At 60.9% G+C, this 18907-nt stretch carries 18 protein-coding genes and 1 pseudogene; 17 read left to right on the top strand and 2 right to left on the bottom strand.

Annotated features, from left to right (window positions below; genetic code table 11):
• Nucleotides 1–37: 37 nt before the first annotated feature.
• From Q8R10_RS15980 to Q8R10_RS15900, 17 genes are all read left to right on the top strand, one after another.
• Nucleotides 38–1060: an NAD(P)H-dependent glycerol-3-phosphate dehydrogenase gene (locus tag Q8R10_RS15980; protein WP_305654842.1), complete on the top strand. Its 1023-nt coding sequence runs from the start codon at nucleotides 38–40 to the stop codon at nucleotides 1058–1060.
• A gap of 42 nt (nucleotides 1061–1102) precedes the next feature.
• The gene (locus Q8R10_RS15975) at nucleotides 1103–1474 is read left to right on the top strand and encodes a DUF4389 domain-containing protein (protein WP_371133359.1); all 372 of its coding nucleotides are present in this window, start codon (nucleotides 1103–1105) and stop codon (nucleotides 1472–1474) included.
• Entirely contained in the window at nucleotides 1471–1926 is a 456-nt protein-coding gene (sixA, locus tag Q8R10_RS15970) for a phosphohistidine phosphatase SixA (RefSeq protein ID WP_305654841.1), read from the top strand. The genes Q8R10_RS15975 and sixA overlap by 4 nt, the downstream gene beginning before the upstream one ends.
• 126 nt (nucleotides 1927–2052) lie before the next feature.
• Nucleotides 2053–3717: an AMP-binding protein gene (locus Q8R10_RS15965; protein WP_305654840.1), complete on the top strand. Its 1665-nt coding sequence runs from the start codon at nucleotides 2053–2055 to the stop codon at nucleotides 3715–3717.
• Between the two features lie 322 nt (nucleotides 3718–4039).
• Entirely contained in the window at nucleotides 4040–4486 is a 447-nt protein-coding gene (locus tag Q8R10_RS15960; protein ID WP_305654839.1) for a hotdog fold thioesterase, read from the top strand.
• A gap of 158 nt (nucleotides 4487–4644) precedes the next feature.
• On the top strand, nucleotides 4645–5445 hold the full coding sequence (locus Q8R10_RS15955) for an alpha/beta fold hydrolase (RefSeq protein ID WP_305654838.1): 801 nt from the start codon (nucleotides 4645–4647) through the stop codon (nucleotides 5443–5445).
• On the top strand, nucleotides 5442–6305 hold the full coding sequence (locus Q8R10_RS15950; protein ID WP_305654837.1) for an alpha/beta fold hydrolase: 864 nt from the start codon (nucleotides 5442–5444) through the stop codon (nucleotides 6303–6305). Before Q8R10_RS15955 ends, Q8R10_RS15950 begins: the two co-directional genes overlap by 4 nt.
• Nucleotides 6306–6431: 126 nt before the next feature.
• Entirely contained in the window at nucleotides 6432–7094 is a 663-nt protein-coding gene (locus Q8R10_RS15945) for a glutathione S-transferase family protein (protein WP_305654836.1), read from the top strand.
• 8 nt (nucleotides 7095–7102) lie between these two features.
• Nucleotides 7103–7912, top strand: coding sequence for a DUF4892 domain-containing protein (locus tag Q8R10_RS15940; protein ID WP_305654835.1), 810 nt, complete (start codon nucleotides 7103–7105; stop codon nucleotides 7910–7912).
• Nucleotides 7913–7999: 87 nt separating this feature from the next.
• Nucleotides 8000–9058, top strand: coding sequence for an AI-2E family transporter (locus Q8R10_RS15935; RefSeq protein ID WP_305654834.1), 1059 nt, complete (start codon nucleotides 8000–8002; stop codon nucleotides 9056–9058).
• 176 nt (nucleotides 9059–9234) lie between these two features.
• Nucleotides 9235–10986, top strand: coding sequence for an ABC transporter substrate-binding protein (locus tag Q8R10_RS15930; RefSeq protein ID WP_305654833.1), 1752 nt, complete (start codon nucleotides 9235–9237; stop codon nucleotides 10984–10986).
• The gene (locus Q8R10_RS15925; protein WP_305654832.1) at nucleotides 10977–11726 is read left to right on the top strand and encodes an ABC transporter substrate-binding protein; all 750 of its coding nucleotides are present in this window, start codon (nucleotides 10977–10979) and stop codon (nucleotides 11724–11726) included. Before Q8R10_RS15930 ends, Q8R10_RS15925 begins: the two co-directional genes overlap by 10 nt.
• 145 nt (nucleotides 11727–11871) lie before the next feature.
• The gene (locus Q8R10_RS15920; RefSeq protein ID WP_305654831.1) at nucleotides 11872–12789 is read left to right on the top strand and encodes a MoxR family ATPase; all 918 of its coding nucleotides are present in this window, start codon (nucleotides 11872–11874) and stop codon (nucleotides 12787–12789) included.
• Entirely contained in the window at nucleotides 12789–13748 is a 960-nt protein-coding gene (locus tag Q8R10_RS15915) for a DUF58 domain-containing protein (RefSeq protein WP_305654830.1), read from the top strand. Before Q8R10_RS15920 ends, Q8R10_RS15915 begins: the two co-directional genes overlap by 1 nt.
• On the top strand, nucleotides 13745–15751 hold the full coding sequence (locus tag Q8R10_RS15910; protein WP_305654829.1) for a DUF3488 and transglutaminase-like domain-containing protein: 2007 nt from the start codon (nucleotides 13745–13747) through the stop codon (nucleotides 15749–15751). Before Q8R10_RS15915 ends, Q8R10_RS15910 begins: the two co-directional genes overlap by 4 nt.
• 64 nt (nucleotides 15752–15815) lie before the next feature.
• Nucleotides 15816–16604: a CHAD domain-containing protein gene (locus tag Q8R10_RS15905; protein WP_305654828.1), complete on the top strand. Its 789-nt coding sequence runs from the start codon at nucleotides 15816–15818 to the stop codon at nucleotides 16602–16604.
• A 96-nt stretch (nucleotides 16605–16700) separates the two neighbouring features.
• Nucleotides 16701–17498, top strand: a complete 798-nt coding sequence (locus Q8R10_RS15900; protein ID WP_305654827.1) for an acyl-CoA thioesterase II — start codon at nucleotides 16701–16703, stop codon at nucleotides 17496–17498.
• A gap of 19 nt (nucleotides 17499–17517) precedes the next feature.
• On the opposite strand, the gene Q8R10_RS20935 is transcribed toward Q8R10_RS15900, so the two are convergent.
• Together Q8R10_RS20935 and Q8R10_RS20930 are read right to left on the bottom strand one after the other, a co-directional pair.
• A complete protein-coding gene (locus tag Q8R10_RS20935; protein WP_371133366.1) occupies nucleotides 17518–18273 on the bottom strand; it encodes a methyl-accepting chemotaxis protein in 756 nt (251 codons plus the stop codon).
• Nucleotides 18274–18381: 108 nt separating this feature from the next.
• Nucleotides 18382–18537: pseudogene (locus Q8R10_RS20930) on the bottom strand (HAMP domain-containing protein); the annotation flags it as partial.
• Between the last annotated feature and the right edge of the window lie 370 nt (nucleotides 18538–18907).

Below are 18907 nucleotides of genomic sequence, written 5' to 3'. Positions count from 1 at the left end.
ACTACGGCCAGGTAAATGGCTTTTACATGGATCAGTTATGACTCAACAGCAACCCATTGCCGTGCTTGGCGGCGGCAGTTTTGGTACGGCGATTGCCAATCTACTGGCTGAAAATGGCCAGCAGGTTTTGCAGTGGATGCGCGACCCCGAGCAGGCCGCCGCAATGCGCCTGGAACGTGAGAATCCACGCTACCTCAAAGGCATAAAAATTCATCCGGGGGTGCAGCCGGTGACCGACTTGGCTGCCACCGTGAGCCAGTCTGAGCTGATTTTTGTGGCGCTGCCTTCCAGCGCCCTGCGTTCGGTACTCCAGCCCTTGGCCGCGCAGTTCGCTGGTAAGTCGCTGGTGAGTCTGACCAAGGGCATCGAAGCGCAGAGCTTCAAGCTGATGAGCCAAATCATCGAAGAGGTGGTGCCCGACGCCCACATTGGCGTGCTGTCGGGCCCCAATCTGGCGCGCGAGGTGGCCGAACATGCGCTGACGGCCACCGTGATTGCCAGCGACGATGAGGCGCTGTGCTTGCGGGTGCAGGACGTGCTGCACGGGCCGCGGTTTCGCGTGTACGCCAGCCAGGATCGTTTTGGTGTCGAGTTGGGCGGCGCCTTGAAAAACGTCTACGCGATTATTGCCGGCATGGCGGTGGCCTTGGGCATGGGGGAAAACACCAAAAGCATGTTGATTACCCGTGCCTTGGCGGAAATGACCCGCTTTGCGGTCAAGCTGGGGGCTAACCCCATGACCTTTCTGGGCTTGGCTGGGGTCGGTGATTTAATCGTCACCTGTTCGTCGGCCAAGAGTCGCAATTATCAGGTAGGTTTTGCCTTGGGGCAGGGTCTGAGCCTGGAGGATGCGGTGACCCGCTTGGGCGAAGTTGCCGAAGGCGTGAATACCCTCAAGGTGCTCAAGGCCAAGGCCGAGGCGCTGCAGGTGTATATGCCGCTGGTGGCCGGCCTGCATGCGATTCTGTTTGAGGGGCGCACCCTGGCGCAGGTGATCGAGTTGTTGATGCATGCTGAGGCGAAAACGGATGTCGACTTTATCTCCAGTGCCGACTTTTAAGTCATAGCGCACTGATAACAGCCAGCTGAGCGGGAGTTTTTTATGAGCGAGCCAATGAACGAGCCACTGAACGAACCTCTGAAAACGCTGCAGCGCGAATCGATTTTGCTGCGCATTGTCTGGATGCTGTTGTTGGCGTTTGCCTGGCAGCTGGCCGAACTGCTGCTCGCCGGGGTGGTGCTGGTGCAGCTCGGCTATCGATTGTTCTATGGCGCGCCGAGCGCGGCTTTACTGGGCTTTGGCGACAGCTTGAGCCAGTATCTGGCGCAGATCGGGCGCTTTGGCAGCTTCAATACCGATGAAAAACCTTGGCCCTTCGCCGACTGGCCAACCCCGCAAGCTCCCCAGGGTGAGACCGCCCACAGCATTCCACCGGCGCCGCATCCGGTGCGTGATGAAGAACCCAAGCTGTGAAGTTGTGGTTGCTGCGTCACGGTGAGGCCGAGCCACAGGCGCGTACCGATGCCGCCCGTGAGCTGACCCGGCATGGCCGCAAGGAGGTGCTGCTCAGCGCCGCGCACTTGGTCGGCCGGCCACTGACGGCGATTCTCGCCAGTCCCTATGTGCGCGCCCAGCAAACGGCTCAGTTAGTGCGTGAAGCCTTGGGTTTTGCCGCGCCCATAGTCACCGTGCCCTGGTTGACCCCCGACGGCGACCTGGCTGAAGCCTTGCGCTACCTGGACGCCCAGGGCGATCAGGAGTTATTGCTGGTCACCCATCAACCCTTGGTTGGCGAGTTGGCCAGCTTGCTGCTGCATGGTCACCATCAGGAGCCTCTGTCGATGAAAACCGCCAGCCTGGCCGAGCTGGATGGTGAGTTTGCGCTGGCGGGTTCGATGTGGCTCAGCGGCCTGCAGCATCCCTAGCCCGTTCACGCCGGGCTGAAACATTTCTTAACTTGCGCCACCTGTTTGTGCATGGTTTAGTAAACCAAGCAAGTGCTTGGTTTGTCCCTCTATTCCAAAAAACACAATAAAAGGAGACTGCCCGTTATGACTGTTGTCCGTTTGCCACTCGATGCGTTCTTCCAGCGCGAAGCCCGTCACCCAAATAAACCTTACCTGCTGCAACCTTTGCCGGGCGGCCAGATAGAAGAACTGAGCTGGGCGGAGGTTGGCGACCAGGCGCGGCGGGCGGCAAACTGGCTGCGGGCGCTGGAACTGGCGCCGGGTAGCCACATTGCGATTATCTCCAAGAACTGCGCGCACTGGATCATTACCGATCTGGCGATCTGGATGGCCGGTCACGTGTCTGTGCCGCTCTATCCCAATCTGGGTGCCGACTCGGTGCGTCAGGTGCTGGAGCATTCGCAAGCCGCGGTGGTGTTCGTTGGCAAACTCGACGACTGGCCCGCGATGGCGTCGGGGATTCCTGAGGGGATTCCTTGCGTGGGCTTACCACTGCGCCCGGCCGGGCGCTTCGATCAGCTCTGGAGTGACCTGCAAGCCTGTACGCCGATTCAAGACACGCCCAAGCCTGCGGCCGATCAACTGGCCACCATCATTTACACCTCGGGCACCACCGGCACGCCGAAAGGGGTGATGCACAATTTCAGCAACTTTGCCTTTGGCGCCAGCCGTGGCCTTGAGCTGTTTGGGGTGGGCGAAGAGGACCGAATGCTTTCCTATCTGCCGCTCTGTCATGTGGCGGAGCGGATGTTTGTCGAGATGACCTCCTTCTACGGCGGCTCCACGGTGTTCTTTGCCGAGAGCCTTGAGACCTTCCTCGAAGACCTCAAACGCGCGCGGCCGACGGTGATGTTCGGCGTGCCGCGGATCTGGAGCAAATTCCAGATGGGCGTGTACGCGAAAATGCCGGCGCAGCGCCTGGATTGGCTACTGAAATTACCGCTGATTGGTCGCATGGTTGGCCGCAAGGTGCTGACTGGCCTGGGCCTGGAGTCGGTACGCTATGCCTTGTGTGGTGCGGCTCCTGTGCCGGAGGCCTTGCTCAAGTGGTATCAGCGCCTGGGCCTGGATCTGCTGGAGATCTATGGCATGACCGAGAACTGCGGTTATTCCCACGTCTGCCGGCCGGGCAAGCAGCAGCAAGGCTGGATAGGTCAACCCTGTACCGACGTCGAGGTGCGGATTGCCGAGAGCGGTGAAGTGCAGGTACGCAGCGGTACGACCATGCAGGGTTATTACAAGGACCCGGAAAAGACCGCCGAAACCATCACCGCGGATGGCTATTTGTGCACCGGCGACAAAGGCGAGCAAGACGCCGAGGGCAATCTGCGCCTGACCGGGCGGATCAAGGAAATCTTCAAAACCAGTAAGGGCAAATACGTGGCCCCGGCGCCGATTGAAAACCTATTGGGGGCACACTCGAAAATCGAGCAGGTCTGTGTGGTCGGCGATGGTATGCCGCAGCCAATGGCCTTGTGTGTGCTGTCTGAGGGCGCCCGTAAGGAGCTGGCCAATGGCACCCGCGTCGAGTTGGAGGGCAGCCTGAAGGCGTTACTGGAAGCGGTTAATGCACGGCTCGACAAGCATGAACGCTTGCTCGGCATAGTGCTGGTCAAGGATATCTGGGCCATCGATAACGGGTTTCTAACCCCGACCCTAAAAATCAAACGCAGCGTAGTGGAAGGCGCCTATGCAGCGAATTTCACTGGCTGGATGGAGCGCCGCGAGCCGGTGCTCTGGCACGAGTAAGGCTATGCCTTAGTTATGCGTTGCAAAGAGCAAGTCCCACATTCGTCTGGTTTGTGACCCTGATGAATGTGGGAAAAAGAACGGTTGTGGCCCTGCAGGATTATCAGCGTACTCGCGCTTGCTTCGCGGTGCCCTTGCTTACAAAAAGCCGCTCCTACACAAGCCCTGCACCTGCAATAATTTCATCGGCTGCCTCCCTGTAGGAGCGGATTTATCCGCGATTGGTCGCTGCAGGCAGCGCAAGTTTCAAGGCTGATTTCCTCTCGCGAAAGGGCCCTCGCAGCGCATAACTGGTACATAGCCATGAATAAGGAGTCCCGCAATGAGCATCTGGTTACGTCAACCTGACCTGGCGGCGCTTAACGCGCTATCGCCCAACACCATCGTCGGCTTGCTGGATATTCGCTTCGAGTCTTTCGATGAGGATTCGCTGACCGCCAGCATGGTGGTCGATGCCCGCACCCATCAGCCCTATGGTTTGTTGCACGGTGGCGCCTCGGTGGTGCTGGCCGAAACCCTCGGCTCCATGGCCTGCCACCTGTGCATCGATAGCAGCAAATATTACTGCGTTGGCCTCGAGGTGAACGCCAACCACCTGCGTGGTTTGCGCAGCGGCCGGGTCACGGCGGTGGCGCGGCCGCTGCATCTGGGCCGAACCACGCAGGTCTGGGATATTCGCTTGAGCGGGGAGGATGGCAAGCTCAGCTGTGTCTCGCGCCTGACCATGGCCGTGGTGCCGCTGGGTAAGTTGGCGCCCGCCGCCGACTGATCGGCTGTCGCCTGCGCATCGGCAATCTGCCGGCGTGCAGGCTGCTCTAGCCACACTGCCAGTATTCAGCCGCGCACGCGCCATTGCCGAGCGGCCTGCGCTGCCGGACAATTCAGTGCTTCATTTCAGTCATCTTCCAGCCATAAGTGCCCCCCTCTATGTCGCAGTCGGTTTTTTTTGCTCATGCCAACGGTTTTCCTTCAGCCACCTACGGCAAGTTGTTCAGTGCATTGGGGGCGGACTACCCGGTGGAGTTCCTCGAGCAGCACGGTCATGACCCACGTTTCCCGGTCGGTGACAATTGGGAGCAACTGGTCAGCGAGCTGATCTTCCATTTGCAGCAGCGCGGTGAACCGGTGTTGGGGGTCGGGCACTCCCTCGGCGGCGTGCTGCATTACCATGCGGCGCTGCGTCACCCGGAGCTGTATCGCGGGGTGGTGATGCTCGATTCGCCGGTGCTGACCTTTGCTGATCGCCTGGTCATTCGCGCCGCCAAGCGCTTTGGTTTTATCGATCGGATTACCCCGGCCGGCCGCACGCTCGGCCGGCGTGAAGCCTTTGCTGATAGAGAGGAGGCGCGCCGCTATTTTGCCGGCAAAACCTTGTTCAAACGCTTCGACCCGGAGTGCCTAGACGCCTATCTGCAGCACGGCTTGCAAGCACATGGCGCGGGGCTGCGTTTGCGCTTTGACCCACAGACCGAGATCGACATTTACCGCAGTGTGCCGCACACCAGTCCGGGCCGGCCGCAGCAGTTGCAGGTGCCGCTGGCGATGGTTCGCGGTCGGCATAGCCGGGTGGTGATGCCGCACCATGCGCGCTCGTTGCGGCATGTGCCGCAGGGCGAGTACCTGAGCGTGCCGGGCGGGCATATGTTCCCGCTGGAGCGCCCGCACGACACCGCCGAACTGTTGAAAAAAATCTTCACACGCTGGGCCGCCCAGCAGGAGCCCGCATGAGTACCGCATTCGAAGAAATCCGTCTGCGCTTGCCGCATATCGAATTGGCCGCGCACCTGTTTGGCCCGGAGGACGGCTTGCCGGTAATCGCCCTGCATGGCTGGCTGGATAACGCCATGACCTACGCCCGCCTGGCGCCCAAGCTCAAAGGTCTGCGCATTGTGGCGCTGGATCTGGCCGGTCATGGCCACTCCGATCACCGCCCAGCCGGTGGCAGCTATGCAATCTGGGACTATGTGCATGACGTGCTGCAGGTGGCCGAGCAGTTCGGTTGGCAGCGTTTCTCGTTGCTGGGTCATTCGATGGGCGCCATCGTTTCGGTGTTGCTGGCCGCCGCCATGCCCGAGCGGGTCGAGCGCCTGGCGCTGATTGATGGCCTGATTCCCTATACCGGTGAGGCCGACACGGCCCCGGCCAAACTCGGTGAAGCACTCAAGGCGCAGCTGGCCCTGGCCGGCAAAAGCAAACCGGTTTATGGGCAGCTGGAGCGGGCGGTGGCGGCGCGTATGCAGGGGGTTGGCGCGGTGAGTTTCGAGGCTGCAGAGTTACTCGCCGGGCGCGGCTTGATGCCGGTGCCTGGCGGTTACACCTGGCGCACCGATGCCCGCCTGACCCTGCCGTCGCCGCTGCGCCTGACCCTGGCCCATGCCCATAGTTTTGTGCAAAGCGTGCAGTGCCCGGTGAGCCTGGTTTTGGCCCAGCAAGGCATGTTGCAAGCGCAGCCAGGAGTGACTCAATTGTTGGAGAAGTTACCTTTCGAGTTGCATGCCTTGCCAGGTGGTCATCACCTGCATTTGGATGACGAGGCGGGGGCTCAGGCCGTCGCAGACTGCTTTAATCGATTCTTTGCCACGACCTGACATAGGCATTTGGATGATGAGACGTTCGCTGCGAACGTAGCAGACTGTTTCAATCGCTTGTTCGCCGCGCCTTGACTTGCGCAGGGCAACTGCGCAGGCTCGGGCGAATTGTCAGAGGAGCCTGTCATGATCGATCTCTATACCGCAGCCACGCCCAACGGCCATAAAGTATCAATAGCCTTGGAAGAGCTGGGGCTACCCTATGCAGTGCACGCCCTGCGCTTTGATCAGCAAGAGCAAAAGGCCGCTGACTATCTGAAGATCAACCCCAATGGCCGCATCCCGGCGATTGTTGACCGTGACATGGATAACTTTGCGGTGTTCGAGTCCGGGGCGATTCTGCTGTACCTGGCCGAGAAGACCGGGCAGCTGATGCCCAGCGACGTCAAGGGACGTTCGCAAGTGATCCAGTGGCTGATGTTCCAGATGGGCGGAGTCGGCCCGATGCAAGGCCAGGCCAATGTGTTCTTCCGCTATTACCCGGAAAAACTCCAAGGCCCGATTGAGCGCTATCAGCATGAAACCCGCCGCCTGTATGAAGTGCTCGACACGCGTTTAGCCGAGGTCGAGTACTTGGCCGGCGACTACAGCATTGCCGATATCGCCACCTACCCTTGGGTGCGGGTGCATGACTGGGCCGGCGTCGCGGTCGATGGCCTCAGTCATTTGCAGCGCTGGATGGCGGCCCTCGTCGAACGGCCGGCAGTGCAACGTGGTTTGCTGGTACCACAGCGTGAAGCGGATGCGGCGGCGGTGGTTAAGGCCGCGCAATCGATCCTCACCCGTTGAGGAACCAGATGCGTTTATTCACTATGTTCAGTTTGGCCCTGTGGACGGGTCTGGCCGCGGCCGCCGATGTTGCCGACAGCCAGGATTTGTCGGTGTTGCCGCGTTTTGCCCGGGCCGAAATTGTCGACTTCCGCCAAAGCAGTGGGCAAGAGCGGGTCTTTCCGGCCGGTTCAATCCGCCGCATCAGTGGCCAATTGCGCATGGAGGCGCAAGTGGCCACCTTGGGCCAACTGACCGCCTTGACCTACGCCTTGCCCATTGAGCACAGCAGCAACGAGGCCTTCGATGCCGCGCGGGCAAACCTGCAGCGGCAAGGCGCGCAGTTACTGTTTTGGTGTCAGGGCCGCGATTGCGGCTCAAGCAACCTGTGGGCCAATAACGTGTTTGCCAATGCCCAGTTGAATGGTGGCGATGATCAGCAAAGCTATGCACTGCTGCGCCTGGCGCCGCCATTGCAAGACAGTCTGTTGGCGTTGTATGGCATCACCCGTGGCAATCGCCGGGCGTATTTGCACGTCGAGCAATTGAACGCCAGTGCGCCGCTGGGGGAACTATTACCCAGCCCGGCGACCTTACTGCGTGAGCTCAAGAGCAGTGGTGAGCTGGTGCAGCCCCATTTGTCCGGTGAGCCCACAACCCAATGGGTCACAGTGCTGGTACGCAGCTTGCAGATGGACAGCACCTTGCGCGTCAGTCTCAGCGGTGCCCATGCCGGCGCTTGGCTCGACGCATTAAGCGCCCAAGGGGTGCGTGCTTCACGCCTGCAACTGGGCGACAGTCCGGCAGCTGGGCTGAGCATTAAACTGCTGCGTGAGTAAGGTTGCGCGCAGTGCCGCAGCTCTACTGTTGCACTTGATTCAGTCGGCAATAACAGCGCTTTTATTTTTTGCATGGAGCAAGTCCTGATGTTCAATAACGACCGCCTGTTGGGGCAGATTCTGCTGCTGACACTGTTGGGCGCGTGCATTTTGGTGCTGGCGCCGTTCTGGTCAGCGCTGTTTTGGGCAGCGGTACTGGCGTTTGCCAGTTGGCCGCTGATGCGCCTGCTCACCGGCCTGCTGCGGGGCAGCGTGACCCAAGCTGCGCTGTTGCTGACCCTGGCCTGGATGGTGGCGTTGGCGCTGCCGCTGGTGTGGCTAGGGTTTAATCTGGCTGACCATATCCAGAGCGCCGTGGCCTTTATCAAGGATGTGCAGGTCGATGGCCTGCCCGAGCCACCCCTCTGGCTGGCCGCTGTGCCGCTGGTGGGTGAGCGTTTGGTAGGTATCTGGAACACCATTGATCAACAAGGTGCCGCCTTGTTTGCCAGTGTTCGACCCTATCTGGGCGAGGTCGGCAATTGGCTGCTGGCGCGCAGCGCCCAGATTGGCGGCGGTTTGCTTGAGCTGATACTGAGCCTGGTGCTGGTGTTCTTTTTTTACCGTGACGGCCCGGCCTTGGCGCACTTTGTCCATGCCATGCTGGAGCGCTTGATCGGTGAACGGGCTGGCCACTATCTGCATCTGGTGGCCGGCACCGTGCAACGGGTAGTTAACGGTGTGATCGGCACCGCAGCGGCGCAAGCGGTGCTGGCCTTGATCGGTTTTATGATCGCTGGAGTGCCGGGAGCAATTCTGCTGGGCATGCTGACCTTTGTCTTTAGCCTGATCCCGATGGGCCCGCCGCTGATCTGGATACCGGCCACGGCTTGGCTGGCCTGGAAGGGCGAATACGGCATGGCAGTATTTCTCGGTATCTGGGGCGCGCTGATCGTCAGCGGCGTGGATAACGTGCTCAAGCCTTACCTGATTAGCCGCGGCGGCAACCTGCCGTTGGTGGTGGTGTTGCTCGGGGTATTTGGCGGCATTCTGGCGTTTGGCTTTATGGGCCTGTTCCTCGGCCCGACCTTGCTGGCGGTGGCCTACAGCCTGCTCAAGGACTGGATCGGTAACCCGGCCATAGAGCCCGCAGCCGCTAAAAACTAACGCGAATCGGCCAGTCGGGTGGCTGGCCGACTCGACTCAGGCCGACAGACTGATCTGACTGCCCAGCTTGACCGCTGGTGACGGCGGGGGGCTGCTATCGAGGACAGCAATCTACAGCTATATTCAAGCCATAACGCTCAGCGGTTTTACCATTTGGATTAAGGGCGTCGCTCTCTATGCAGTCTTTGCCTGCCGTGTACCTGCGTAAAACCTTGGCTTTGTTGTTATGGGCGGCCGGCGAGGTTGGCGCCGTCACAGTCTCGGCCAGCACGCCAAGCGAGCTGCCGGCGGCGCAACTGCAATTAGCCCAAGCCTGGATTGCCCGTGAGTTTCAACCCTCAACCCTCAGCAGCGAGCAACAGCTGGCGGAGATGAGCTGGTTTATTCGCGCGGCGGCGCCCTATCGCGGTCTGCAGATTCGGGTGGTGTCGGAAAATATCGGCACCCATGTGTATGAAAGCAATGTACTGGCACGGGCTTTTGCCCAGATCACCGGGATTGACGTGGTGCATGAAGTTACCGGCGAAGACGATGTGGTCAAAAAACTCCAGGCGCAGATGCAAACCGGCCTGCCGCTCTACGATGCCTACGTCAATGACAGCGATTTTATTGGTGCGCACTTTCGCATGGGCAAGACCCTGGTGTTATCCGATTACATGCTAGGCGAGGGTCGTGGGGTGACTTCGCCAACCCTGGATCTGGCCGACTTTATGGGCTTGCGCTTTACCAGCGGGCCGGATGGCAAACTCTATCAATTACCCGATCAGCAGTTCGCCAATCTCTACTGGTACCGGCAAGACTGGTTCAGTCGCCCGGAGTTACAGCGGGCCTTTAAACAGCGTTACGGCTACGAACTGGCGGTGCCGCAAAACTGGACTGCCTATGCAGACATCGCCGAGTTCTTCTCGGTGCATGTGCGCGAACTGGATGGTAAACGGGTGTGGGGTCATATGGACTACGGCCGTCACGACCCATCGCTGGGTTGGCGTTTCTCCGATGCCTGGCTGGGGCTGGCCGGGGTGGGAGATGCGGGCTTGCCCAATGGTTTACCGGTGGATGATTGGGGGATTCGGGTGGAAAACTGCCACCCGGTCGGCGCCTCAGTGAGCCGTGGCGGCGCACTTGACAGCCCGGCTGCGATTTACGCCATGACTAAATACAAGGAGTGGCTGGATAAATACGCACCCCCCGAGGCGCGGAAAATGACCTTTAACAGTTCTGCCGAGTGGGTGCCAAAAGGTCAGATCGCCCAGCAGATCTTTTGGTATACGGCCTTTGTGCCCGACCTGTTAAAGCCCGGTGGCGCACTGGCCAATGCCGATGGCAGCGCCCGTTGGCGAGTGGCGCCGTCGCCGGTCGGGGCCTATTGGCAAACCGGGATGAAGTCCGGCTATCAGGACGCCGGCTCCTGGACCTTGCTGAAAAACACCGCCGCCGACCGTCAAGCGGCCGCCTGGTTGTATGCCCAATTTACCGTGTCAAAGACTTTGTCGCTGCGTAAAACCCTGGTTGGTCTGACGCCCATTCGCATCTCCGATGTGCAATCGGCGGCCATGACTGAAGCGGCGCCACGCTTGGGTGGTCTGGTGGAGTTTTATCGCAGTCACGCCCGCGATGTCTGGACGCCAACCGGTACCAATGTGCCGGACTACGCATCCCTCGCACCCTTGTGGTGGCAAGAGCTAGGCCCGCTGGTGGATGGCCGGCAGAGCGTGACCAGCAGTCTGCACAACCTCGCCAGCAAAATGGATCTGGAGTTGGCGCGCATCGCCGAACGTGGCGAGATGCAACAGTGTGAACCGCGCCTGGGCCAGCCAAGGGATGCCGCTTACTGGCTGGCCCAACCCGGTGCGCCGGCACCCAAGGCCGATGAACAGCCCCCCGGACAAACCCTGAGTTACCCCGAGGCGATTCGCAAATGGCAGTAGTGCGGCGCCAACGCCGCCGGCGGCTTTGGCCGCGCGTTTTGGTGTTGCTGGCCAGTCTGTGGGGCGGCCTGAGCATGGCCGATCAAGCGCCCATCCAACTGCTGACCTTCGACGAACCGCCCTGGGTCGATGCACAACAAACACCGTTGCAAGGGCCGACCATCGAGTTGATCAAGGAACTCTTCACCCTGGCGGGCGTGCCTTATAGCATCAAGGTATTGCCACTGAAGCGGGCCTTGATGATGGCCAACACTCGGCCCGGAACCTGCGTGTTCCCGATTGAACGCAGCCAAGAGCGGGAAACCGGCCTGCGTTGGATCAGCCCGCTGGTGGTCAGTCGTTATGGTTTTTACGCAGCGCCAGGGCAGGCCATGAACTTGCAAACGCTGGAGGATGCCCGGCCTTATTCGATTGCCAGTTACCTGGGCAGTGGCGTCGGTGAATACCTGCTCAGCCGTGGTTTTAAGGTGGTGGAGGTCAGTAGCGCCAAGCTCGGGCCGAATATGCTGGCGCACCAGCGTTTTGATTTATGGGTTTCCGATACCCGTACCGCAGAGGCCCTGAACGCCTCTGCCGGGCCAACGCTGGGCAAACCGGCGCTGGTGTTTCTCAGCACCTTGCGCGCCATGGGTTGTCATCCTGATACCAGCAACATCAGCCTGGAGTTGCTGCAAACCGCGCTATTGCAACTGCTGCGCACACAGCAGTGGCGCGAGAAAGTCTTTAGTCAGCAGTTCTAAGCCAGCCAGTTAATGCTCGCCCAGGCGCCCAGTCAGTGGGGGAGAAGGGGTGGCGCGGCAGAATTTAACCAGCAAATATTGCCGCCTACTTTGCCCGGCCGGCCCAAGCCAGTAGCATCGGCCAACGCCCCTCAAGGAAAGACCCATGCGCAGCAAATTAGAAGCCTGTATCCAGGCGGTGAATCAGGTGGTGTTGGGTAAGGAGCCGCAGGTCCGGCTGGCGCTAAGTTGTTTACTGGCCCGTGGCCATTTGCTGATTGAAGACTTGCCCGGCATGGGCAAAACCACCCTCAGTCAGGCCTTGGCGCGGGTGTTGGGGTTGAGTTTTCAGCGCATTCAGTTCACCTCGGATTTACTCCCCGGTGACATTCTCGGCACCTCGGTCTTTAACAAAGACAACGGCCAGTTTGTGTTTCATCCGGGGCCGATTTTTGCCGAGTTAGTGCTGGCCGATGAGATCAATCGCGCCACTCCCAAGAGCCAGAGTGCCTTGCTGGAGGCCATGGAGGAGGGCCAGGTGACCATTGAAGGTGCGACCCGGCCGCTGCCTGATCCGTTCTTTGTGATTGCCACGCAGAATCCGGTTAGCTCCGGCGGGACTTTCAACTTGCCCGAGTCGCAACTGGACCGGTTTTTGATGCGTCTGTCCCTGGGTTATCCGGCCCTGGCGGCGGAAAAAGCCCTGTTGCTGGGCGAGTCACGCCGCGGCTTGCTGCCGCGCATGCAGCCGCTGTTGGGGCATGCCGAATTGGCCCTGATTCAAGCCGAAGTGCCCAAGGTGCGGGTCAGCGATGCGCTGGTCGATTACCTGTTGCGCCTGGTTGAGGCCACCCGCACCCAGCCACAATTTGCCTGGGGCTTGTCGCCACGGGCCAGCTTGGCCTTGTTGGCTGCCGCCAAAGCCTGGGCGTTTTTGGCCGGGCGCGATTATGTGATCCCGGAGGATATTCAAGCGGTGCTGCCCTCAGTGGTCGGCCACCGCTTGCGTGAACTCGCGGACCCTGCCGGACACGGCGGCGGCGCCCTGGTGCAGTGGTTACTACGCGAAGTCCCGGCATTGTGATGTTTGCCGCGCAAATCAAACCGCGCTGGAATCGTTGGCTGGTTAAACGTATTCCACCGGCGGCGAGCGTGCTGCTCAATCAACGGCGGATTTTCATTATTCCCAGCCGGACCGGAGCGGCGTTTGCGCTGGTCTTGTTGCTGATGCTGCTGGCGGCGATCAACTATCAGAATAGCCTGGCCTACAGCCTGACTTTTTTGCTCACGTCCTTGTTTATCGTGGCGATCCTGCACACCTATCGTAACCTGGCGGGTTTGACGGTTAAGGCGGTAGGCGCCAACGCGGTATTTGTCGGCGAGCACGGCTGTTTTCGCCTGCAGTTGCTCAGTGGCAATCGTGGCCATCAGGCGATTGCCTTGGGTTGGACGGCCAGCGATCTGCAGGTGTTGGATGTGACCGCCTTAGGGGTAAGCGACTGCGAGTTGCGCCTGCTGGCCACTCAGCGCGGCTGGTTGCGCCCCAGTCGCCTGAGGGTGGAGAGCCGCTTTCCGCTGGGGGTTTTAGTCAGCTGGAGTTGGCTTGATCTGGATCAGGCGCTGCTGGTCTATCCGCGGCCAATCGCCGCCGACTTGCCGGCCAATGCCGGTGAGGGCGCCGATGAGGAAGAAGACGGCGTGCGCATTCGCGGCCAAGGCAGTGATGATTTTCAGGGGCTGCGCAGTTATCAGCCCGGCGACTCGAAAAAACGCCTGCACTGGAAAGCCTATTCCCGTGGCCAAGGGCTATTGGTCAAGGATTTTGCCGCCCTGGCCGGACGCGATATCTGGCTCGACTTTAACCAGTTAGGTGGCGACGTCGAGACGCGTCTGTCGAAACTCTGTCATTGGGTCTTACAACTGTCGGCTAGCCAACAGCCCTTTGGCCTGCGCCTGCCGGGGCTGGAATTGCCGGTTTCCACGGGCGTAGCCCAGCGCGACGCCTGTTTACGCGCCCTGGCGCTGTTTGGCGGCCCGGTATGAGTGGGACAAAGCTCGCGGCCAGCCAGCCGCCAATCCCGCGCATCAGCCTGACCTGGTTGTTGGTGGCCCAAGCCTTGGTGATAGTGCCGCACATCGGTCATTTGCCGCTCTGGGTGCTGGCGCTGTGGTTGTTTTGCGCCGGCTGGCGGGTGCAGATATTTCGCATGCGCGCCGGTTATCCGAATGCCTGGGCCAAGGCAGGCTTGATGCTGGCCGCCGGTGCGGGCGTGCTGTTGTCGCGGGGCAGTTTGATCGGCTTGGACGCCGGCGTGGTCCTGCTGATTGCCGCCTTCGTGTTGAAGTTGGTGGAGCTGCGCACTCAGCGCGATGCCTTGGTGCTGATCTTCTTAGGCTTTTTTTGTGTGGTCACCGCTTATCTGTTTGATGACAGCCTGACCGCCGCGGCTTTCAGTGCCTTGCCGATCAGCGCGCTGTTGGCGGCGCTGATCGGCCTGCAACAAAGCCACCTGGCCATGCGCCCTTGGCCGACGCTGCGCTTGGCGCTGGTGATGCTGGCGCAAGCCTTGCCCTTGATGCTGCTGCTGTTTGTGTTTTTCCCGCGTCTGGCTCCGCTGTGGTCGTTACCTAATCCGGGCAATCAGGCCCGCACCGGGTTGTCCGACAGTATGACGCCGGCGGATATTGCCGAGTTGAGTAAATCGGCAGAACTGGTGTTTCGCGCCACGTTCGATGGCCCGCTGCCGGAGCGCAATCAGTTGTATTGGCGCGCGTTGACCTTTGAACAGTTCGATGGCCGGCGCTGGTCGCAAGCGCCGGTTGGCCAGCTCTTGGCGCCGCCAACCTGGAGCAAAAACGGCTCGCCACTGACCTACAGCATCATCATGCAGCCCAGTGGGCAAAACTGGTTATTTGCCCTCGATGTGGCGCAGAGCAACGCGGCGGACATCCAGCACATGAGCGACTTCAGCCTGCAACGCAAGTTGCCGGTGGAGCAGACCCTGCAGTACGCGGTTAACTCCTGGCCGACGGCGCTGCGTGCCCCCGCTGCGCTCAGTGCCAGCCTGGCCCACGACCTGCAGTTGCCGGCCAGTGGCGACCCCCGCAGCCGGGCCTGGGCGGCCGAGTTGCGCGCGCAATATCCAAGCAATGCGGCCTTGGTGCAGCAGGTGCTGACGCACTTTAACCGTGAACCTTTTGGCTACACCCTCAAACCACCGCCTGTTGGCGTGAACAGCATCGACGAATTTCTGTTTCGCACCCGTCGTGGTTTTTGCGCCCATTACGCCGGGGCCATGACCTTTGTGCTACGTGCGGCCGGGATTCCGGCCCGGGTGGTGGCGGGTTATCAAGGCGGTGAGCTGAATCCTGCCGGCAGATTTTTAACCGTGCGCCAGTTCGACGCCCACGCCTGGGTCGAGTATTGGCAAGCCGGGCAGGGCTGGATCAGCGTCGATCCGACCTTTCAAGTGGCGCCCGAACGAATCGAGCAGGGCTTGGAGCAGGCGCTGAGTGCCGAGCAGAGCTTTCTGGCCGATTCACCCTTGTCGCTGCTGCGCTATCGCAATATTGGCTGGCTCAATACGGTCCGCCAGGGCTGGGATAATCTCAACTACGGCTGGCAGCGCTGGGTGCTCGGTTATCAGACTGAGCAACAGTTGCGGTTCTTGCAACGCTGGTTCGGGAGGATGGACAGCCAGTTGTTGCTGCTCGCCCTGGTCGGTGGCGGCGGGTTGTTGCTGGGCGTTTTGACGCTGTTTTTGTTCAAACCATGGCGCCGCGAGCAAGACCCACGGCTGCGGCAGTTTTTGCGCTTCCAAGGTTTGCTGGCGCGCCACGGTGTGCAGCGTTTGCCCGCCGAAGGACCACGGGCTTTTGCCCTGCGCGCCGCGGCCGAGTTGCCGGCGCAAAGCGCGGCAATCCAGCACTTCGCTGCAGCCTTCGAGGCCCAGCAGTACGCGCTCAGTCACCCTGATCCGCTGGCCTTACGGCGTGCCTTGGCAACACTGCGGCGGGCCTTGCCCTGGCGTTTTAGCCGCGGCTAGCTCCGCGCTGCGACCATTGGCCACTTCCCGATGGGCGCTTGGCGAGTAGTCTGGACAGTTAGTCATGGAGGGCCGTGCAGTGCGGGGGTTTGTCGATCATTTGGTGGCGCAACTGTTGGCCGTGCAGATCAATCTGTATGCCTGCCGTGCGCGTTTAGAGGCGCGCACCGATGCCGAGGCGTTGCATGATCTGCGCATTGCCGTGCGTAAACTGCGCAGTTTGCTGCGGCCGTTACGTGGGCTGGTGGACTTTATTGCCCTTGAGCAAACGGCCCGCACGCTGGGCCAACTCAGCGGGCCGCTACGCGATGCCGAGGTGTTGTTGGTGCAATTGCAGGCCTGCGCAGCGCAGCGGCCGCAACAGGCTCGGCAGCAGCAATTGGACGTCGGCTATGGGCAGCTATTAGCCAGCCCCGAGTTGCAGGCATTGTTTGCGGCGCTGGATGCCAGCGTCGCGGTTTGCCGGCACGCGCAAGCCTGTGGCGCCTTGCGAGGTGCGGTTAAGCACACGGCCAAGGGCTTGGCGAAGAACCGCAAGCGCCTGCAACGGGCCTTGAATGAACCGGGCACCGATCGCCATCGCCTGCGCTTGTTGATCAAACGGCTGCGCTACAGCGCGCAAGCCTATCCCCGTTGCAAACTGCTCAGTAAGCCCCAGATGAGGGCATTAAGCGCGGCGCAAAGCGCCTTGGGGGATTGGCATGATCACCTGCAATGGCTGGCAGGCGCCCAGCAGCAGAGTGATCTGCAGCCCTTGGTCAGTGCCTGGCAAGCCGCGCTGGTACAGGCCGAGCAGCAGAGTGAGCAAAAGTTGCGCACACTGCAGCGGCTGCTGCACGGCAGTCGCAGTTAATACTGCGCACTATTGGCTTAACTGCCCTGTTGGTCGGCTACCGCTGCGCGCACGGCATCCGCTAGGATCGACCTTGAACTTAAAACCGAGGTCAGCATGACGTTTTATCAATTAATTCAAGCCGTACGCAGCAACCCGCAAACCATGCAGGTTCCCGCCACATGGGGCCAGGGCCGTGCCGGTTTCGGCGGGCTGGCCGTGGCCTTGGTATTTGCCGCCATGCAGGCCAAGGTGCCGGCGGGCCGGCCGGTGCGCTCGTTGGCGGTGACCTTTGTCGGGCCCTTGGCCGTGGATGCACCGGTGAGCTTTGCGGTTGAGGTGTTGCGCGAAGGCAAGGCAGTCAGTCAGGTGTTGGGCCGCGCCGTGCAGAATGGCCAGGTGGTGACGCTGGTGCAGGGCAGTTTTGGCGCTGCCCGGGATTCGGTCATTGCGGTGCCGGCCTTGGCCGCGCCGATCATGAAGCCGGCTGCCGAGTGCCAGGAACTGCCCTATATCGAAGGCGTAACCCCTGAATTTACCCGTTACCTGGCCATGCGCTGGGCGGTGGGCGGCATGCCGTTTACCAATAACAAGTCGCGGGAAATGGGTGGTTGGGTGCGGCTGCGCGAGCATGATCCAGTCGAGACGCTGAATGAAACCCACTTATTGGCGTTGGTTGATGCCTGGCCGCCCGCGGTATTGCCGCACCTGAGCGCGCCGGCGGCAGGCAGCTCCTTGACCTGGACGATTGAATTTATCCAGCCATTGGCGGCCTTGAACACGCTCGACTGGTGCATGTACCACGCGCAAGTCGAGCACGCCCGCGATGGTTATGGACATATCGCCGCCGAGCTCTGGAGCCCCAGCGGCGAGTTGCTGGCCCTGAGCCGGCAAACGGTCACGGTATTTGCCTAGCTAATAGGTTTGTGGCGCTCTACACCTTGAGCTGGCGAATGGCTTTACTCAATTCGCCGGCCAGCCCAGCCAGCTGGTCGCTGGTGGCTGCGGAATCCAGGGTTTGCTGCACGGTTTGCTCGGTGACATCGCGGATGCTGATCACGGCGCGGGTCATTTCTTCGGCCACCTGACTTTGCTGCTCGGCGGCCACGGCGATTTGCGTGTTGCTGTCGCGCATCTGCGCCACCGCCTCGGTGATGGCACTCAAGGCCAGCCCGGCTTCCTGGGCTTGTTGCACACAGCCGTCGGCTTTGAATGAGCTTTCTTGCATAAAATCGACGGCATCGCGGGTGCCGGTTTGCAGCGCGCCGATCATCTTGGTGATTTGCTCCGTTGAGCCTTGCACGCGCTTGGCCAGGTTGCGCACTTCATCGGCCACCACGGCAAAGCCCCGGCCCATTTCACCGGCGCGGGCGGCCTCGATGGCGGCGTTCAGGGCCAGCAGGTTGGTCTGCTCGGCAATGCCGTGAATCTCGCTGACCACACCGCTGATTTTTTGGCTGTCGACCGCCAGCTGAGTAATCATTTGGGCGGTTTGTTGCACGCCGGTGGACAGCCCGGCAATCGACTCGCCCACCCGGCGCACGGCACTTTGTCCGTCTGCCGCGAGTTGATTAGCGGCGCTCGATTGGTCGCGGGTGCTGGCGGTGTAGTCGGCGATATGTTGCACGGTGGCCGACATCTCATTGATCGCGGTGGCGGCTTGATCGGTTTCGCTTTGCTGGCCGAGCATGCCGCTGCGGACATTTTGCATATTGTTGGCCAAGCGTTCGGCGTCGGCATCCAAACGGCCGGCGGCTTGGGCGACAGTGCTGACGACGCGTTGAAAACTGCTTTGCATCGCATTAAAGGCACTGGCCATCTGGCCCACTTCATCGGCGCTGACCCTGCTCATCCGCTCGGTTAGATCACCACTTTTGGCCACGTGCAACATCATGTCTTTGAGGTTGTTGAGTTGCGCTAAGAGAAAGCGAATCAACAGCTGCGAAGAGGCCATCAACACCAGCATCAAGATGCACACCACCCAGGCATAGCTCACTGCCTGTTGACGAAATACCTGCGCAAAGCTTGGCGCGTAGGCCAGCAGGGCGAGTTTGTGGTTGCTGCCAAGGTTGATAACCACAGCGCCGATCAGCAGTTCGGCAGGGCCGTTGCCCCGTGCGTTTAACTCGACCCAACCCTGGGCGCGGCCCAGTTGCGTGGTGTCCACGCCGGCCAGCACGGGGCGTTCACCACTGGCAAAGCTGAGCAGGTTGCCGGCTTTGGGTAGCGGTTGATCGGCTGGCCAGGCTTTGAGTACTTGCGCCTGCGCTTGGGCGCTCTGCTGCGCGGCGTGGCTGGCAGCTTGCTGGTCTATGTGCATGGCA

It is taken from the genome of Pseudomonas sp. (genome assembly GCF_030698175.1).
Lineage (GTDB): Bacteria > Pseudomonadota > Gammaproteobacteria > Pseudomonadales > Pseudomonadaceae > Aquipseudomonas.
The sequence above is the reverse complement of the archived record's forward strand: the minus strand, read 5'-3'. Positions and strand labels throughout refer to the sequence as shown.

Excerpts from the sequence above, each read along its gene's own strand:
- Q8R10_RS15945 (WP_305654836.1), top strand. The coding sequence starts at position 6,432 with ATGATCGATCTCTATACCGCAGCCACGCCCAACGGCCATAAAGTATCA.
- Q8R10_RS15935 (WP_305654834.1), top strand. The coding sequence starts at position 8,000 with ATGTTCAATAACGACCGCCTGTTGGGGCAGATTCTGCTGCTGACACTG.
- Q8R10_RS15900 (WP_305654827.1), top strand. The coding sequence starts at position 16,701 with ATGACGTTTTATCAATTAATTCAAGCCGTACGCAGCAACCCGCAAACC.
- Q8R10_RS15905 (WP_305654828.1), top strand. The coding sequence starts at position 15,816 with ATGGAGGGCCGTGCAGTGCGGGGGTTTGTCGATCATTTGGTGGCGCAA.
- Q8R10_RS20935 (WP_371133366.1), bottom strand. The coding sequence starts at position 18,273 with ATGCTCGGCCAGCAAAGCGAAACCGATCAAGCCGCCACCGCGATCAAT.
- Q8R10_RS15950 (WP_305654837.1), top strand. The coding sequence starts at position 5,442 with ATGAGTACCGCATTCGAAGAAATCCGTCTGCGCTTGCCGCATATCGAA.
- Q8R10_RS15930 (WP_305654833.1), top strand. The coding sequence starts at position 9,235 with ATGCAGTCTTTGCCTGCCGTGTACCTGCGTAAAACCTTGGCTTTGTTG.
- Q8R10_RS15955 (WP_305654838.1), top strand. The coding sequence starts at position 4,645 with ATGTCGCAGTCGGTTTTTTTTGCTCATGCCAACGGTTTTCCTTCAGCC.
- Q8R10_RS15980 (WP_305654842.1), top strand. The coding sequence starts at position 38 with ATGACTCAACAGCAACCCATTGCCGTGCTTGGCGGCGGCAGTTTTGGT.
- Q8R10_RS15910 (WP_305654829.1), top strand. The coding sequence starts at position 13,745 with ATGAGTGGGACAAAGCTCGCGGCCAGCCAGCCGCCAATCCCGCGCATC.
- Q8R10_RS15965 (WP_305654840.1), top strand. The coding sequence starts at position 2,053 with ATGACTGTTGTCCGTTTGCCACTCGATGCGTTCTTCCAGCGCGAAGCC.
- Q8R10_RS15920 (WP_305654831.1), top strand. The coding sequence starts at position 11,872 with ATGCGCAGCAAATTAGAAGCCTGTATCCAGGCGGTGAATCAGGTGGTG.
- Q8R10_RS15940 (WP_305654835.1), top strand. The coding sequence starts at position 7,103 with ATGCGTTTATTCACTATGTTCAGTTTGGCCCTGTGGACGGGTCTGGCC.
- Q8R10_RS15915 (WP_305654830.1), top strand. The coding sequence starts at position 12,789 with ATGTTTGCCGCGCAAATCAAACCGCGCTGGAATCGTTGGCTGGTTAAA.
- Q8R10_RS15975 (WP_371133359.1), top strand. The coding sequence starts at position 1,103 with ATGAGCGAGCCAATGAACGAGCCACTGAACGAACCTCTGAAAACGCTG.
- Q8R10_RS15925 (WP_305654832.1), top strand. The coding sequence starts at position 10,977 with ATGGCAGTAGTGCGGCGCCAACGCCGCCGGCGGCTTTGGCCGCGCGTT.
- Q8R10_RS15960 (WP_305654839.1), top strand. The coding sequence starts at position 4,040 with ATGAGCATCTGGTTACGTCAACCTGACCTGGCGGCGCTTAACGCGCTA.